The following is a 16,196-nucleotide window of genomic DNA, read 5'->3' as shown; positions in this document are numbered from 1 at the left end:
CCGTCCGCCGCTAACTTCATAAGAGCAAGCTCTTAATCCATTCGCTCGACTTGCATGTATTAGGCACGCCGCCAGCGTTCATCCTGAGCCAGGATCAAACTCTCCAATAAACTTAGTTTGTCTAGCATCTAAAATAAAAATTGACGTTTCACGTTGTTTGTTTCGTTCAGTTTTCAAAGAACTACTTGGTCGCTCATTTGCGACTCCCTTATGTTAACATCTTCGTTTTTCGATGTCAACTAAGTTTTTCAATTTCTTTTTTGTCGTTTTCTGCGTTTCCGCATCAGCGACGGTTATTAATATATCATGGTGAAAAATGAAATGCAACACCTTTTATAAACTTTTTTTAAAACTGCCCACATTTCTTTTTTTATATCATATACTTAAACGAAATATCTCTTTCATGTATGAGCAATTCCTACATATATTTTATATAAAGTTACTCTATCAAAAGACGTTTCTTTCTATAATAAACGTTTTATTCATATAGCATATCATACAAGGAGGAATATATATGGACTATACCGATTTATTAATCAAACTAGGTCTCTCGGCTATTTTAGGATTTGCCATTGGTTTAGAACGCGAATTAAAACGGAAACCACTTGGTTTAAAAACGTGTTTAGTTATTTCTATTATTAGTTGCCTCCTAACGATTGTTTCTATTAAAGCAGCTTATAACTTACCACATACCGAACATATGAATATGGATCCACTTCGACTTGCCGCTCAAATTGTATCAGGAATTGGTTTTTTAGGTGCTGGCGTAATTTTAAGAAGAGGCAACGATAGCATTGCAGGGCTCACGACTGCCGCTATGATCTGGGGTGCTTCTGGTATTGGTATTGCTGTTGGGGCCGGATTCTATATTGAAGCGATATTCGGAATGTGTTTCCTTATGATTAGTGTCGAACTTATACCACTCGCGATGAAATATGTAGGCCCTAGATCATTTCGTCAACGTGATATCGCTGTGAAACTTGTTGTACGAAATATGGACAATATCCCAATCGTAATTGAAGAAATAAAAGAAATGGATATAAAAGTTAAGAATATGAAGCTTAAAACATTAGAAAACGGTTCTCACTATTTACATCTTAAACTATCCATTGATCAAAAAAGACATACTGCTGATGTTTACTATGCTCTCCAGCATCTTGAAAATGTCCAACAAACTGAAGTAGAAAGTATGTAACATAAAACAAACTCTCTTTAATTAGAGAGTTTTTCTTTTTTCTATAATGGCAACAATGAATGTAGTCCTACAAAGTAAGGAGGAATAGGCAATTGAAATCCCGTCCGAATTTAGTAGATACATTTCGTGATTCCATTATTTTTCGTTTAATTTGTTTTATTATTGTACTGACTGCTTTTTCCGGTTTTCTTATACATAGATTAGAACCTTTTCATTTCACTACATGGTTTGACGGAATTTGGTGGTCAATCGTTACCATTTTTACAGTTGGATATGGAGACTTTTCTCCCCATACGAAGATAGGAAAACTAATAGGTATAAGTATTATTTTATTAGGAACTGGCTTTTGTTCTTATTATATGGTGCTGTTTGCTACTGAAATGATTAATAAACAATATATGAAAATTAAAGGTGAAGAAGCCGCTACTTCTAACGGTCATATGATTATCGTTGGCTGGAATGAGCGCGCAAAACATGTTGTAAAGCAAATGCACGTATTACAACCAAACCTTGATATCGTTTTAATTGATGAAACACTTTCTTTACTCCCAAAACCATTTCATCATTTAGAATTTATAAAAGGTTGTCCGCATCACGATCAAACTTTATTAAAGGCCAATATTGCAACGGCACACACCATATTAATAACAGCTGATAAAGAAAAAAACGAAAGCTTAGCGGATACACAGTCCATTTTAAATATTTTAACTGCAAAAGGGCTCAACCCAAACATTCACTGCATCGCTGAACTTCTTACTTCTGAACAAATACAAAATGCAACGAGAGCTGGCGTGTCAGAAATTATAGAAGGAAATAAATTAACGAGCTATGTATTTACCGCTTCTCTTTTATTCCCTTCCATTTCAGGTGTACTATTTTCACTTTACGACGAAATCTCTGATAATAAATTACAACTGATGGAGCTTCCATCGTCCTGCACCGGACAAACTTTTGCCAATTGTAGCTATACTCTTTTAAAGCAAAACATTCTCTTACTAGGTATAAAGCGCGACGAACAATATATGATTAATCCAGTTCATTCCTTTGTTCTCATTGAAAGCGACATACTCATTGTTATTCACCATTAGTAAAATGACGCTCTAATTCTTGCATGAGCACTTTCCCAATATTGATATATTTTCTTTTCACATCTCCATCTGGATCTTTCGGCTCAGCAAATTGATCCATTCCACTCGTTCCAGCTGTTAAAGTATTCACATTATCATCTAGTTCGTCTTGATATACGTGCGAAAGAATATACGGCGTTCCAAGACGAACTATTACGCCTGGTACATCTAGTTCTCCATCAATGGCTGTAAATGGAACTCGTAAAAATTGATACCCATCTTCTTCATCAATTTTGTAATCGAAGCATCCTTTATCATAATCCCAATTACCACCAATGCTATATCCAAGTGGTTTCATAATCTCTTCTAACTTATATAACGCATATGTACGTCCTTCTAAATTTGATTGAATCGGAATCAAGCCCATCCCTCCTAGACTTTTCCTTTAGCATACCCACTTTAGTTTGAATATACTGATGGACTTTTCGATAAAATAATAAAAAGCGACCGGAATCCGGTCGCTTTTTATTATTTTAAACGCTCTTCTAATTCTGCTTTTAATTCTTCAAATCCTGGTTTACCAAGTAAAGCAAACATGTTTTTCTTGTATGCTTCTACTCCAGGTTGGTCAAATGGATTCACGCCTAATAAGTAGCCGCTCATCGCACATGCTTTTTCGAAGAAGTATACAAGGTAACCGAATGTGTACTCATTTAATTCAGGAATATTTACGATTAAGTTTGGTACTCCCCCGTCGCTATGTGCAAGTAATGTACCTTCGTATGCTTTTGTGTTTACGAAGTCTACAGTTTCACCAGCAAGGTAGTTTAATCCGTCTAAATCGTTTTCTTCTGATTCGATTGTTAGTTCATGTGTAGATTTACCTACTTTAAGAACTGTTTCAAATAAGTCACGACGCCCTTCTTGAACGTATTGACCTAATGAGTGTAAATCAGTTGAGAAGTTTGCTGAAGATGGGAAAATACCTTTTTGATCTTTTCCTTCACTTTCACCAAATAACTGTTTCCACCACTCAGCGAAGTATTGAAGTGCTGGCTCATAGTTAACAAGCATTTCAATTGTTTTTCCTTTATTGTATAAAGCGTTACGAACTACTGCGTATTGGTAAGCTGGATTTTCTTCTAGTTCTGATGTTCCGAAGTCATCATGACCAGCAGCTGCACCTTTCATCATCTCTTCAATATTTAAGCCACTTACTGCGATTGGTAATAAACCAACTGGCGTTAATACAGAGAAACGACCTCCAACATCATCTGGAATAACAAATGTTTCGTAACCTTCGTTATCAGCTAATGTTTTTAATGCACCACGCGCTTTATCTGTAGTTGCATAAATACGTTTGCGAGCTTCTTCTTTTCCATACTTTTCTTCTAATAACTTACGGAAGATACGGAATGCTAGTGCCGGCTCTGTTGTTGTACCTGATTTGGAAATAACGTTAATAGAGAAGTCTTTACCTTCTAATACGTCCATTAAATCTTTCATGTAAGTGGAGCTAATGTTTTGTCCAACAAATAGCACTTGTGGAGTTTTACGTTGTTCTTTAGAAAGCGTGTTGTAGAAAGAATGGTTTAACATTTCGATTGCTGCGCGTGCTCCTAGGTAAGAACCACCAATACCTACAACAAGTAAAATGTCAGAGTCATTTTTAATTTTTTCTGCGCATTTTTGAATGCGAGCGAATTCTTCTTTGTCATATTGAAGCGGAAGGTCTACCCACCCAAGGAAATCGTTCCCAGCTCCAGTTTTTTCGTGGATTGCGTGATGTGTTACTTTCACTGCATCACGTAAATAAGTGATTTCATGTTCACCGATGAAGGATAACGCTTTAGAATAGTCGAACGTTACATGTGTACTCATCTTTTTCCCTCCAATTATGGATATGTATTTCTGTATTCACTTTAGCGAAACTGAAGTTGTAAATCAAGCGATTAGGCAATTGTAAACGTAACCAATATATATTTTTTAGAAAAAGTTCATTTTTTGCATAAAAATTCGCATTTTTCGGTATAGATGTATATACATCCCTTTCCAAACATTTTTTATGTATAAAAACAACATAACTACCCCATTCTATAAAAGAGTTAATTAACTCATCGCTTGCTCATGCTTCACAATTAAGGGGGGCTTTTTCATGAGTACTTTGCAACGTATCGCATTAGTCTTTACTGTAATTGGCGCTGTGAACTGGGGACTAATCGGTTTTTTCCAGTTTGACTTAGTAGCAGCCATTTTCGGTGGACAAAATTCAGCTCTTGCACGTATTATTTACGGCATCGTTGGTATATCTGGGCTTATCAACCTTGGTTTACTGTTTAAACCATCTGAAAATCTTGGTACGCACCCAGAAACAAACGAAATTCGATAATCAGTATGTCCTTTCACCTCCGACATACGAATATGATTGCATGCAATCATATTTGCAAATATATATCATAAGATAAAGTAAAAGAGGAACGCTCATATGCGTTCCTCTTTTACTTTGTTAACTCGGACTCTTCAATCCATTCTGCCAACTTTTCTCGCAGCGTATTAAATCCGTTTTCAGATGGGTTCGGTATAAGAATCCTTCCTTGTTTTCTTTTCGCCGCTTTTAACGATAAACTCATTTTTCTGTGCTCTTCATCAATTGAAAGTACCTTTACTTCTACTGTATCGCCGACCTTTAAAAAGTCATGAATATCCTTTACATATCCATTTGTAATTTCAGATATATGCACAAGTCCTTGTGTTTCTGCATCTAACGCTACAAACGCACCGTAATCTTGAATTCCAGTCACTTTCCCTGTTACAACCACTCCTGTTGTATATTGTTCTGACATATGAAACACTCCCATACGTTTACCATTCTCTCTACAATTATAGAGAGCAAAGCAGATATATTTATTTTAAATATCCGATTGGTTAGTACGCATTCTAGATAACAATATCTAGAATGCGCATACCTTATATTAGTAAATTATACCACTATGACAGAACTCATTCAAAATTCATGAAAAATTTCCCTTAAAGAAGTATAATTCTCCAATATTGGGATAGACTACTAACACATGGCTTTCTAGTATTCCCCCCCTTTTATGGACAAAACGTATTACGTTTTGTCCTTTTTTTATTTTCAACAAACCGTTCCATTCTCTTCATTGCTTCCATAAGTTGTTCAAGCGACGTCGCATAAGAACAACGAATAAACCCTTCACCACTTTCGCCAAATACGCTACCAGGGACAACAGCTACTTTTTCTTCCAGCAATAACTGTTCTGCAAATTCCGCTGAAGATAATCCTGTTGAAGATATAGAAGGGAAAACATAAAATGCTCCGCCCGGCACATGACACGTTAAGCCCATTTCATTGAAAGATGTCGTCATAAAATTACGACGCTTCTTATAACTATCTCTCATCCGAATTACTTCATCATTCCCCGCACGTAACGCTTCAAGTGCTGCGAACTGAGACATCGTCGGTGCACACATCATGGAATATTGGTGGATTTTGAGCATCAATTCTGAAAACTGAACAGGAGCTGCAATCATACCGAGACGCCATCCTGTCATCGCAAATCCTTTTGAAAATCCTGAAATTAAAATCGTATGCTCGCGCATATTTTTAATACTCGCGAAACTTGTATATGCTTCGTCGTATACAAGCTCTGCATAAATTTCATCAGATAATACAATTAGATTGTACTTCTCAACAATCACTGCTATTTCTTCAAGCTCGAATTTATTTAGCATTGCACCTGTCGGGTTATTTGGTGAACAAAGTAAAATCGCCTTTGTTTTCGCTGTAATAGCTGCTTCAATTTGTTCTGGTTGTACTTTAAACTCGTTTTCTAGCTTAGTCTCCACAGGAACCGGAACTCCTCCAGCTAATGTCACAAGTGGTGCATAAGAAACGAAGCTTGGTTCAACAATGAGCACTTCATCATCAGGATTTATAATGGCACGCATCGCTACATCTAACGCCTGGCTCGCTCCAACTGTAACAATGATTTCATCACTTGGATCATAAGATACTGCAAATTGTTTTTTTAGATACTTTGCTATTTCTTGACGGAGCTCCAATAATCCTGCATTTGCTGTATATGACGTATACCCTTGTTCCAAAGAACGAATACATGCTTGCCTTACATTCCAAGGGGTAACAAAATCCGGCTCTCCTACCCCGAGGGAAATAACACCTTTCATATTTGCTGCTAAATCAAAAAATTTTCGAATACCAGATGGTTTTAAAGATTCTGCTGATCTAGATAGTTCAAATTGCTTCATGGTGTCACCACAATTCGCTTATCATCATCGTTTTTTTCATAAATAACGCCCTCATGTTTATACTTCTTCAAAATGAAATGAGTAGTTGTAGAAACGACAGATTCAATTGTTGCTAATTTCTCAGAAACAAACATCGCTACTTCCCCCATCGTTTTACCTTCTAATGTAATAGAAAGATCATATGTCCCTGACATTAAATAAACGGATTTCACTTCTGAATAACGATAAATTTGCTCAGCAACCGCATCAAACCCAACGCCGTGCTTTGGCGTAACTTTCACATCGATCATTGCCGTTAAACCTGTATGTTCTTTCACTTTCGTCCAATCGATATGTGTTACATAATCCACAATAATCTTTTCATTTTCTAATCTCGCAACCATCTTCTTTACTTCTTCTACTTCTATATTTAACAGCTTCGCTAATGTATCTACAGATAATCGACTACTCTTTTCAAGACAAGCTAATAATTCTAATTCTTTTTCTGTCACCATATAAATCATCCTTCCTTTTCGTTTGTGTCTAAATTATACAAATACCCTTTCCAGTTTGAAAAGAAGATTTTTCTATTGAATTATGTCAAAATAAAGTGAAACTTTAATCAGCGGAAAAATGCGTGATAAAGCGAAAGGGGATGGAACCGTGAAACCAAAAATTTATATTGCTGAACCAGTTCCGACATTTGTAGAAAACTATTTATCAGAACACTGTGATTATGAAAAATGGGATCAAAATGAGAAAGTACCTCGTGATGTTCTATTAGAGAAAATACAAGATAAAGATGGGTTATTAAATTTCGGATCTGCTATTAATGAAGAATTACTGACAGTGGCTCCTAACTTAAAAGTAGTGAGCAACATTTCTGTTGGTTACGATAATTTTGATTTACAAGCGATGAAAAATCGAAAGGTTATCGGAACGAATACACCATACGTATTAGATGATACAGTAGCTGATCTCGTTTTCGCCCTTATGCTATCAGCTGGGCGCCGCGTTTGCGAACTCGATTCTTACGTAAAAAATGGTGAATGGAACGCTGAAATCGGAAAAGAACACTTCGGACTAGATGTACACCATAGCACAATTGGTATTATCGGTATGGGCCGAATTGGAGAAGCCGTTGCAAAACGAGCAAAATTCGGATTTGATATGAATGTTCTTTACTATAACCGCCGTCGTAAAGAAGAAGCTGAACAAAAATTCGATGCTACATATTTTGATTTACAGACGCTACTGAAGCAGTCTGACTTTATTGTTCTTCTTACTCCATTAACAGATGAAACATATCACCTTATCGGAGAAAAGGAATTTTCATTAATGAAAGAAACAGCAATCTTCATTAATGCTTCTCGGGGGAAAACAGTAGATGAAGAAGCGTTAATCCATGCTTTAACAGAAAAGAAAATCTTTGCAGCAGGCATCGATACTTTTACACAAGAGCCAATTCAAAAAGATAATCCACTCTTATCATTACAAAATGTTGTGACTTTACCGCACATCGGATCTGCAACATTAAAAACTCGTCAGCAAATGGCCATGACCGCCGCTGAAAATTTAGTTGCAGGATTACAAGGAAAAACACCGCCTAATATTGTGCGCGGGTAATACTGAATAAACGAAAGGCAAGATGACATCGTCATCTTGCCTTTTTTTGTTAACATATTTTCTTCTTCCTTGGAGATGATATGAACAAAAATCAATGGAGTGACAAAAAATGAATCATAAATATACTTGTCCTTATTTCACTTTTTCCACTCGCGGCACTACTGTTCATTACGAATTGTATGAACATGATAATAAAACAGAACGCCCTACTTTCGTACTCGTTCACGGCTTTTTATCTTCCTCATTCAGTTACCGCCGTCTCATTCCTTTACTAGCGAAGGAAGGAACAGTCATTGCTCTTGATTTACCACCGTTCGGAAAAAGTGATAAGTCTCATCTGTTTAAGTATTCTTATCACAATTTAGCAACGATTATTATTGATTTAATTGAACATTTATCTCTCTCAAACATTGTATTAGTTGGGCATTCTATGGGTGGGCAAATTTCTCTCTATGTAAACCGTATACGTCCTGAACTCATTTCAAAGACGATTTTACTATGTAGCTCGAGCTATTTAGCGCGCGCAACCTTACCTTTACTATACTCTTCTTATTTACCGTTCTTTCATTTATACGTAAAGAACTGGATTATACGGCGCGGCATTGTTCATAACTTAATGAATGTCGTTCATGATCACTCATTAATTGACGATGAAATGAAAAAAGGTTACTCCGCTCCTTTTTATGACAACCGTATATTTCCCGCTTTAACTCGCATGATACGAGACCGTGAAGGTGACTTATCTTCAACTGAATTACAAAAAATCGAAACACCTATCCTACTCATTTGGGGTGAAAAAGACCGCGTCGTCCCTGTACATGTAGGTCATCGTCTACACAAAGATTTACCGAATTCAAAATTTATTTCTTATGAAAATACAGGACATTTACTACCTGAAGAAAAGCCTGAACATGTTTATGAAGAAATTATCGCTTTTTCCGCGCAATAAAATGAAACTTTAATCAGTCCCCACCTAACTTCTTTGCTTCCGCTGAATTTTGAGGTCGGGGTCTTACTGCCCGGAAAATAGCGGGATAATATAAAAAAGGCTGTCGGAAATTCCGACAGCCTATAATGAACAGCTTCCACCTTCTTTTATTACAAGTAATTCCATAGCTAATTTCTCACATTTTTCAAGCGCAGGTACTTCCTCAAAAGACATAAAGTATATATGTTGAATCTTCTTTGCGATGTATTTTGGATCGTCAAACACACTTATGACGTTCACGACATCGCTCGCTTCTGTTTCATAAAACTCCGGTCCCATTTGAAACGGATCCCAATTCTTCACAACCTCTATCATCTTTTCATATGTACCCATTCGCTTCCCGCCTTTTCACTTTTTAATACTTTTCTTTATCCTATCACATCCGCTATTCTATAAGAAGAGAGAGAACTTTCATAACTTATTGGTTTTACAGAAGAAGGGAGCAAACTTATGCAACTATTTCATAAAGCAATCAATCGACGTGGAACGCATAGTATAAAATGGGATACATATAAAAACGAAGAACTTATCCATGCTTGGATTGCTGATATGGATTTTGAAGTACCAAAACCAATTCAAACTGCCTTAAAACAACGAATCGAACATCCGATTTTTGGCTATACACTTCCTCCCGAAAATATTGGGAATATTATTTGTAACTGGACAAAACAACAATACGACTGGGATATTCAAAAAGAATGGATTGTCTTTAGCGCCGGAATCGTTCCAGCTCTTAGTACGAGCATACAGGCTTTCACAAAAGAAAACGAATCCGTTCTCGTACAACCACCTATTTATCCTCCATTTTTCGAAATGGTCACAACAAACAACAGACAGTTATACGTGAGTCCATTACAGAAACAAAATGATACATATGTGATAGACTTCAAGCATTTAGAAAAGCAGTTTCAGCAAGGAATCAAACTCATGCTTCTTTGTAGCCCTCATAACCCAATCGGGCGCGTTTGGACGAAAGAGGAACTTTTGCAGCTCGGATCGTTATGTACTAAATATAACGTAATCGTTGTGGCGGATGAAATTCATTCCGATATTATTTACGCAGATCATAGACATACACCGTTCGCTTCTTTATCTGAAGAATTAGCAGCTCGCACGATTACTTGTATGGCTCCAAGTAAAACATTTAATATCGCTGGATTACAAGCATCGATTATTATCATTCCAAATGAAAAACTCCGTCAAGCCTTTACATCTATCCAATATAGACAAGGCTTCCACGGATTAAATATCTTCGCTTATACAGCGATGCAAAGTGCCTATACAGAATGTAATGATTGGCTAAACGAAATTCGATTATATATAGAAGATAATGCTCAATTTGCTTGTGAATATATTAAAACTCACATACCTGCTCTTTCCGTAACGAAGCCAGAAGGTAGCTTTTTATTATGGATTGATTGTTCTCGTCTAAAGCTTTCTCAAAACGAGCGTACTGCATTACTTGAGGAAAAAGGAAAAATCATTGTTGAACCTGGTGAGAAATACGGGTTAGGTGGCGAAGAACATATTCGAATTAATATCGGCTGTCCACGATCTGTTTTAGAAGAAATTTTAAACAGACTGCGTCATACGTTTTCATAATAAGAAAGGAGTCTGTCCCCCTAATCATTCTTGGACAGACTCCTTTGTAATATTTTGTCGGTAAGTCGATATATTTCAAGTTACGGTCGATATATTCCAATAATCGCCGATATAATTTGAGTTACAGTCGATATATTCCAATAATCGCTGATATATTTTCAATTACATTTCACAAAGAAAGCTACCATTCACGGTAGCTTTTACTTTTTCTTCATATCCGATGCTTTTTTTACAATTACGCCACAAGCAATTCGATCCCCTGATTTACCTGTCGGTTGAGTCATACCATCATCAGGGTTTTCTGTAATAATAATAGACGCTCCATCTTTTCTATGAATCGTCGTTTTTCCTTCTTCAAGTGTGATGTGAGGTGCATCGATTTCCGCTTTAATCTTTCCAGAACCATCTGCAACTACGTTCGGTAAATCACCGTTTTCTGCACCCTTCGGATTAAGAAGACCATGTTTTTTATCATCAGGATTAAAATGATTCCCGGATGATTCAAAACGAGGTGCCTTACACTCTCCAATTTCATGTACATGTAGTCCGTGTGGTCCTGGCGTGAAACCTTCTCCTTTAATCGTAATTTTCACGCCACTTGTTTGCTGCACTACTTTCGCAGTCCCTACTTCATCTCCTGAAGCATTATGTAATTTCACTTCAATTTCTTTCGGCTTTCCTTGGTCACAACCTGCCATCAGAAATAATAAACAACAACTGAAAAAAAGCCGTTTCTTCATTTTATTCCCTCCAAAATATATTCTGCCCTTAGATTGTCCGAGCATAGAGGGAAACATACAAAAATGCATTACTGTTTCTTTTCAGCTAATAGTTTTTCTTCAACTTTCTGCAATCGCTCTGCTTCTCTTTTTGATACACGAATAAACATACGCCACGTGGCAATAGCACCGATAATAAATAGAACGCAAACAATCCCTGGAATAATATATTCTGTTTTATCTTCCGGAAAATATAAAGGCATCATATAGAACACTCCTTATTATAGGATTTATAAAACATCAGAATTTTCTGTTATATCATTTTAAATTATAGTGGAACCTATCCATATTCTCAAGGGGCGTTCTGAAAGCAAATGATTTCTTTGACTCCTTCTCCTACTTTCCTTACTATAAACTTGAGGTGAAAAATATGAGAGAAACATTTGAAATTGGCGAAATCGTTACTGGTATTTATAAAACAGGAAAATACATCGGCGAAGTTACAAATAGCCGCCCTGGCAGTTACGTCGTAAAAGTATTAGCTGTTTTAAAACATCCGGTGCAAGGTGACTTACATAACGTAAAACAAGCTGACGTACCATTTTTCCATGAAAGACGCGCTTTAGCTTTCCGTGAACAGACGAACATTCCAGAGCAAATGGTGAAAAAATATGAAGGAGAAATTCCGAATTATACCGAGTCACTAAAATTAGCATTAGAAACTCAAATGAATTCATTTTCTGAAGATGATTCACCTTTTGCAGAGCGTAGTCTAGAAACATTACAACAGTTAAAGAAAGACTACAAACTCTAAAAAACAAAACGACCAAATTACATAATGTGCAATTTGGTCGTTACTGTGTGCTCACTTTCTTTAACACTTTTGAAAAATCAACAAGTTCTCCTAATGTTGGAGGTGCTGGCTTTACTAAATACTCTTTATCTTTTTCTACTAGTTTAAAAATATTGTACGTCGTCATCGCATCATCAAGCGCACAATGATGCTTCCCTGTCCCTACTTTTCCATACGCCTCAATTGCTTTCCATAATCCTGTTTGATTTCTTTCTCCAAAAAACTTCTTATACTCAAGCGATAAATCACGACACTGTCCGAAGAATGGAAAAGCTATCCCTGCCATTTCACAATTATGTTTCAGCACTTTCATATCCATATTTCCCCACGTTACAATTGTCGGTTTACATTTCGTTTCGTATTCTGCAAGCTTCTTAACGAGTTCAGGAAATGAAATCCCTTTATCCACGACTTCTTGTTTTATTCCTAAAAACTTCTTACATCGATCCGTTAAAGAAGGAAATGTTTTCGGCCTGACATGTGATGAATACGTATCTTCTACCTTACAGCCAGCAACTGAAACGAGTCCTACCTCAATAATCTCTGGAAAAAATCCTTTCGGTTTCTTTCTATGCTGGGGCATCGTAAACTCAAAGTCTAAAAATAAAAATCGTTGTTCATCCATACGATCCCTTCCTTATCATTTTTGTCATTCCTTTCTATTTGACACTCCTACACGAACAAGCTCGAATGCTAATTCCATTTTAAATATTCAGATTGGATGTATCTTATATATATGTCAAATGCCCACAAATATTTTAAAAAATAAGAAAAAATGACCTATGCAGAAAATATGACAAAATCTCTCCTTTCATTTACATCCGCAGTTTTTCTACTTTATAATGACGTTATGTGTGTTTCATCTAGTTAATATTTGACACACTAAGAAAAATGAATGAAAGGAGATGAGATTTTTGCACGAAACAACGCAAGAACTCGCTAACTGGCAGTATTATTTTGCTATCGCAGTCTTTTTAATTACATATGCCATTATTATTTCTGAAAAAATTAATCGCGCTGTCATCGCACTTCTCGGTGCAGCATTCATGGTAATTGTGGGGGTCGTCGATTTACATAACGCCTTTACGAAACATATTGAATGGGGAACGATTACGCTACTCATCGGTATGATGATTTTGGTGAACATTACGAGTAAATCAGGTGTTTTCCAATACGTTGCCATTAAAGCAGCAAAAGGGGCACAAGGAAATCCAATTAAAATTTTAATTTCCCTTTCCCTACTTACCGCGCTTGGCTCCGCATTTTTAGATAACGTTACAACTGTACTTCTTGTTGTTCCAGTTACTTTATCTATTACGCGCATACTGCAAGTAAATCCTGTTCCTTATTTACTTTCTGAAATTATTTTTTCAAATATTGGAGGAACAGCAACATTAATTGGTGATCCACCTAACATTATGATTGGTTCTGCAAATAAGCATTTAGACTTCAATGCTTTCCTATTGAATCTAGCACCAATCGTAATTATTATTATTGCAGTTACAGCAACAATACTTTACTTCATGTACCGTAAACAATTAATTGCCGATCCTGTACAAGTTAAAAAATTAATGAGCTTAGATGAAAAACAATACATTAAAGATCCAGTATTAATGAAAAAATCTTTAACGGTACTTGGACTTACAATTGTAGGTTTCATGACTCATTCTATTTTCCATATTGATGCCGCTATTATCGCCTTAACTGGTGCTACTGTACTTATGTTAATTGGTGTGAAAGAACATGAAATTGAAGAGGTATTCGCAAGTGTAGAGTGGGTAACAATCTTCTTCTTCGCAGGGCTATTCGTACTTGTTGGAGGACTTATCGATATCGGTCTTATCAAAATGTTAGCTCAAAAAGTAATTGGTATAACAGGCGGAGATATTTCTTACGCATCCATCCTTATTTTATGGGTATCTGGTATCGCCTCTGCAACAATTGATAACATCCCATTCGTTGCAACAATGATTCCACTTATTAACGATATGGCAGTTGGGCTAGGCTTATCACCATCTGACGCACAAATCGATGTATTATGGTGGGCATTAGCACTAGGTGCTTGTCTGGGCGGAAACGGAACATTAATCGGAGCTTCTGCTAACGTAATCGTTGCAGGTATCGCGAGCCGCGAAGGACATAAATTTAGTTACATGGACTTCCTAAAAGTCGGTTTCCCAATTATGATCGTTTCATTAATCATTTCTCACATTTATATTTATTTACGCTACCTTATGTAGTAAAAAAAGCGCTCTGATAATCAGGGCGCTTTTTTACTTATATCTAAAATATATCGACTTATCAACAAAAAAGAAAAATCTACTCTTTATATCTGACCGGTTCATTTCGAATGATAAATAAATGAATCGGTAAGAACACTGAAAATGTGATTACATGAATAATCGTAAATAATATAGAGTTCGTTCCGTATCTGTCTAAAATAGCGTAGATAAGATAAATGGACAATACAATCGATACAGCTGTTGCTAGTAAACTTATAATTGGTACGAAATTAAAAATAAAACATGCAACGTATATACCGAATACTTTCCACCCTGCTTCTTCTTTCAAAAAATCTGGTAATTTATCTTTCGCTAAGTCACCCCATGTCTTACTATTCAAAAACGGAATAAACGCAAGCACCCCGTCCGTTGCACCATCATTTTTCGCCATCGAATAAAGTGCAAAAGCCGTTAACAAATATGAAATAATTGCCCAAATCAATATAACAAGAATAAACGCAAAACTAAGAGCAAAGAAACCTGCTAATACGCCTTGATCCTCCATCTTATCCTCTCCTCTCTACTTTCAACATATTTCATTACATTGCAAGTTATGTTTTAAAATTTATCCAAACTCTTTGTATAATAAGAGAAGAAAGAGAATAAGAGAGGAGCAACACTTATGCATCCATTTGTAAAAGCATTACAAGAGCATTTCACAGCTCATCAAAATCCTGAAAAAGCAGAACCTATGGCTCGTTATATGAAAAATCACTTCCCATTTCTAGGTATTCAAACACCGGAAAGACGCCAATTATTAAAAGACATCATTCAAATACATACTCTCCCAGATCAAAAAAACTTCCAAATTATCATACGTGAGCTTTGGGACTTACCAGAACGTGAATTCCAAGCGGCCGCACTTGATATTATGCAAAAATATAAAAAGCATATAAACGAAACTCATATCCCCTTCTTAGAAGAACTGATTGTCACAAAATCTTGGTGGGACTCTGTCGATAGCATCGTCCCTACATTTTTAGGCGATATCTTTTTAAAACATCCAGAATTAATTTCTGCCTATATTCCAAAATGGATTGCATCAGATAACATATGGTTACAACGTGCCGCTATTTTATTCCAACTAAAATATAAACAAAAGATGGATGAAGAACTTCTTTTCTGGATTATTGGACAACTACATTCTTCAAAAGAATTTTTCATTCAAAAAGCGATTGGCTGGGTCCTTCGTGAATATGCAAAAACAAATCCGGATGTTGTTTGGGAATACGTTCAAAACAATGAGCTCGCTCCATTAAGTAAGCGTGAAGCAATTAAGCATATTAAGCAAAATTACGGAATAAATAATGAAAAAATAGGTGAGACTCTATCATAGATAGACGCGTTCCTCTATTGAGATTTAAAAAAGAACGTGTTAGAATATGTTCATTATTATTAATATAAGTAGCGATGACGGACTTATAAGTACTTGCATAAAAAGCGATTCAGGGATAGTGAAAGCCTGAAGCCGCAAGGAAACGGCAGTCCCGAGCAATACATGATAAAGTGGATGCACCTTTTGTGTATCAACTAGGGTGGAACCGCGGGCAAACGCTCGTCCCTAGGCAAATAAGCCTTGGGATGAGCGTTTTTTTATG

Annotated in this window: 19 protein-coding genes and 1 rRNA gene; 9 read left to right on the top strand and 11 right to left on the bottom strand. The window is 36.3% G+C overall.

Features of this window, described 5'->3' with window-relative positions; genetic code table 11:
* Nucleotides 1-110, bottom strand: a 16S ribosomal RNA gene (locus ACUN13_RS21000); the annotation flags it as partial.
* A 404-nt stretch (nt 111-514) separates the two neighbouring features.
* On the opposite strand from ACUN13_RS21000, the gene ACUN13_RS20995 reads away from it, so the two are divergent.
* Both ACUN13_RS20995 and ACUN13_RS20990 read left to right on the top strand, forming a co-directional pair.
* Complete coding sequence (locus ACUN13_RS20995) at nt 515-1,195, top strand: MgtC/SapB family protein (protein ID WP_060851620.1); 681 nt, start codon at nt 515-517, stop codon at nt 1,193-1,195.
* Between the two features lie 92 nt (nt 1,196-1,287).
* The gene (locus ACUN13_RS20990) at nt 1,288-2,283 is read left to right on the top strand and encodes a potassium channel family protein (RefSeq protein WP_445423940.1); all 996 of its coding nucleotides are present in this window, start codon (nt 1,288-1,290) and stop codon (nt 2,281-2,283) included.
* Here the strand turns inward: ACUN13_RS20990 and ACUN13_RS20985 are convergent.
* Both ACUN13_RS20985 and ACUN13_RS20980 read right to left on the bottom strand, forming a co-directional pair.
* Nucleotides 2,270-2,683: a YugN-like family protein gene (locus ACUN13_RS20985; RefSeq protein ID WP_000612334.1), complete on the bottom strand. Its 414-nt coding sequence runs from the start codon at nt 2,681-2,683 to the stop codon at nt 2,270-2,272. The genes ACUN13_RS20990 and ACUN13_RS20985 overlap by 14 nt on opposite strands.
* Nucleotides 2,684-2,790: 107 nt before the next feature.
* Nucleotides 2,791-4,143 carry a glucose-6-phosphate isomerase gene (locus ACUN13_RS20980; protein WP_000103654.1) on the bottom strand — a complete coding sequence of 451 codons (1,353 nt, stop codon included), beginning with the start codon at nt 4,141-4,143 and terminating at the stop codon, nt 2,791-2,793.
* 274 nt (nt 4,144-4,417) lie between these two features.
* Here ACUN13_RS20980 and ACUN13_RS20975 point away from each other — a divergent pair, with 274 nt between their 5' ends.
* Entirely contained in the window at nt 4,418-4,651 is a 234-nt protein-coding gene (locus ACUN13_RS20975; protein ID WP_000105788.1) for a DUF378 domain-containing protein, read from the top strand.
* A gap of 109 nt (nt 4,652-4,760) precedes the next feature.
* Here ACUN13_RS20975 and yugI read toward each other — a convergent pair whose 3' ends face one another.
* The 3 genes from yugI to ACUN13_RS20960 all read right to left on the bottom strand — a co-directional run bounded on the left by yugI (nt 4,761) and on the right by ACUN13_RS20960 (nt 7,043).
* Nucleotides 4,761-5,105 carry a S1 domain-containing post-transcriptional regulator GSP13 gene (gene yugI, locus ACUN13_RS20970; RefSeq protein ID WP_000003764.1) on the bottom strand — a complete coding sequence of 115 codons (345 nt, stop codon included), beginning with the start codon at nt 5,103-5,105 and terminating at the stop codon, nt 4,761-4,763.
* Between the two features lie 253 nt (nt 5,106-5,358).
* Entirely contained in the window at nt 5,359-6,549 is a 1,191-nt protein-coding gene (locus ACUN13_RS20965) for an aminotransferase (protein WP_000808536.1), read from the bottom strand.
* Nucleotides 6,546-7,043 carry an Lrp/AsnC family transcriptional regulator gene (locus ACUN13_RS20960; RefSeq protein WP_025686922.1) on the bottom strand — a complete coding sequence of 166 codons (498 nt, stop codon included), beginning with the start codon at nt 7,041-7,043 and terminating at the stop codon, nt 6,546-6,548. The genes ACUN13_RS20965 and ACUN13_RS20960 overlap by 4 nt, the downstream gene beginning before the upstream one ends.
* 118 nt (nt 7,044-7,161) lie before the next feature.
* On the opposite strand from ACUN13_RS20960, the gene ACUN13_RS20955 reads away from it, so the two are divergent.
* Together ACUN13_RS20955 and ACUN13_RS20950 are read left to right on the top strand one after the other, a co-directional pair.
* On the top strand, nt 7,162-8,154 hold the full coding sequence (locus tag ACUN13_RS20955; protein WP_025686923.1) for a 2-hydroxyacid dehydrogenase: 993 nt from the start codon (nt 7,162-7,164) through the stop codon (nt 8,152-8,154).
* A 109-nt stretch (nt 8,155-8,263) separates the two neighbouring features.
* Complete coding sequence (locus ACUN13_RS20950; RefSeq protein WP_001015860.1) at nt 8,264-9,103, top strand: alpha/beta fold hydrolase; 840 nt, start codon at nt 8,264-8,266, stop codon at nt 9,101-9,103.
* Between the two features lie 120 nt (nt 9,104-9,223).
* Here the strand turns inward: ACUN13_RS20950 and ACUN13_RS20945 are convergent, their stop codons facing one another.
* Nucleotides 9,224-9,475, bottom strand: coding sequence for a YugE family protein (locus ACUN13_RS20945; RefSeq protein ID WP_000537638.1), 252 nt, complete (start codon nt 9,473-9,475; stop codon nt 9,224-9,226).
* 117 nt (nt 9,476-9,592) lie between these two features.
* Here ACUN13_RS20945 and ACUN13_RS20940 point away from each other — a divergent pair, with 117 nt between their 5' ends.
* Nucleotides 9,593-10,744, top strand: a complete 1,152-nt coding sequence (locus tag ACUN13_RS20940) for a MalY/PatB family protein (protein WP_025686924.1) — start codon at nt 9,593-9,595, stop codon at nt 10,742-10,744.
* A 200-nt stretch (nt 10,745-10,944) separates the two neighbouring features.
* Here the strand turns inward: ACUN13_RS20940 and sodC are convergent, their stop codons facing one another.
* Both sodC and ACUN13_RS20930 read right to left on the bottom strand, forming a co-directional pair.
* Nucleotides 10,945-11,484 carry a superoxide dismutase [Cu-Zn] gene (gene sodC, locus ACUN13_RS20935; RefSeq protein WP_000746520.1) on the bottom strand — a complete coding sequence of 180 codons (540 nt, stop codon included), beginning with the start codon at nt 11,482-11,484 and terminating at the stop codon, nt 10,945-10,947.
* A 68-nt stretch (nt 11,485-11,552) separates the two neighbouring features.
* Nucleotides 11,553-11,729 (bottom strand): hypothetical protein, encoded by a 177-nt coding sequence (locus ACUN13_RS20930; protein WP_000982757.1) that lies wholly within the window; start codon nt 11,727-11,729, stop codon nt 11,553-11,555.
* 164 nt (nt 11,730-11,893) lie between these two features.
* Here ACUN13_RS20930 and ACUN13_RS20925 point away from each other — a divergent pair, with 164 nt between their 5' ends.
* Entirely contained in the window at nt 11,894-12,277 is a 384-nt protein-coding gene (locus tag ACUN13_RS20925; protein ID WP_445423939.1) for a kinase-associated lipoprotein B, read from the top strand.
* Nucleotides 12,278-12,317: 40 nt separating this feature from the next.
* Here ACUN13_RS20925 and kapD read toward each other — a convergent pair whose 3' ends face one another.
* A complete protein-coding gene (gene kapD / locus ACUN13_RS20920) occupies nt 12,318-12,941 on the bottom strand; it encodes a 3'-5' exonuclease KapD (protein WP_000344356.1) in 624 nt (207 codons plus the stop codon).
* A 289-nt stretch (nt 12,942-13,230) separates the two neighbouring features.
* Here kapD and ACUN13_RS20915 point away from each other — a divergent pair, with 289 nt between their 5' ends.
* Nucleotides 13,231-14,556, top strand: coding sequence for an ArsB/NhaD family transporter (locus ACUN13_RS20915; RefSeq protein WP_000545209.1), 1,326 nt, complete (start codon nt 13,231-13,233; stop codon nt 14,554-14,556).
* A 79-nt stretch (nt 14,557-14,635) separates the two neighbouring features.
* On the opposite strand, the gene ACUN13_RS20910 is transcribed toward ACUN13_RS20915, so the two are convergent.
* Complete coding sequence (locus ACUN13_RS20910; RefSeq protein ID WP_000390061.1) at nt 14,636-15,103, bottom strand: hypothetical protein; 468 nt, start codon at nt 15,101-15,103, stop codon at nt 14,636-14,638.
* 117 nt (nt 15,104-15,220) lie between these two features.
* Here ACUN13_RS20910 and ACUN13_RS20905 point away from each other — a divergent pair, with 117 nt between their 5' ends.
* A complete protein-coding gene (locus ACUN13_RS20905) occupies nt 15,221-15,934 on the top strand; it encodes a DNA alkylation repair protein (protein WP_000553311.1) in 714 nt (237 codons plus the stop codon).
* Nucleotides 15,935-16,196 lie beyond the last annotated feature (262 nt).

This window comes from Bacillus cereus group sp. Bce041 (genome assembly GCF_052646455.1).
This window is presented reverse-complemented; position numbering and strand designations above follow the sequence as displayed.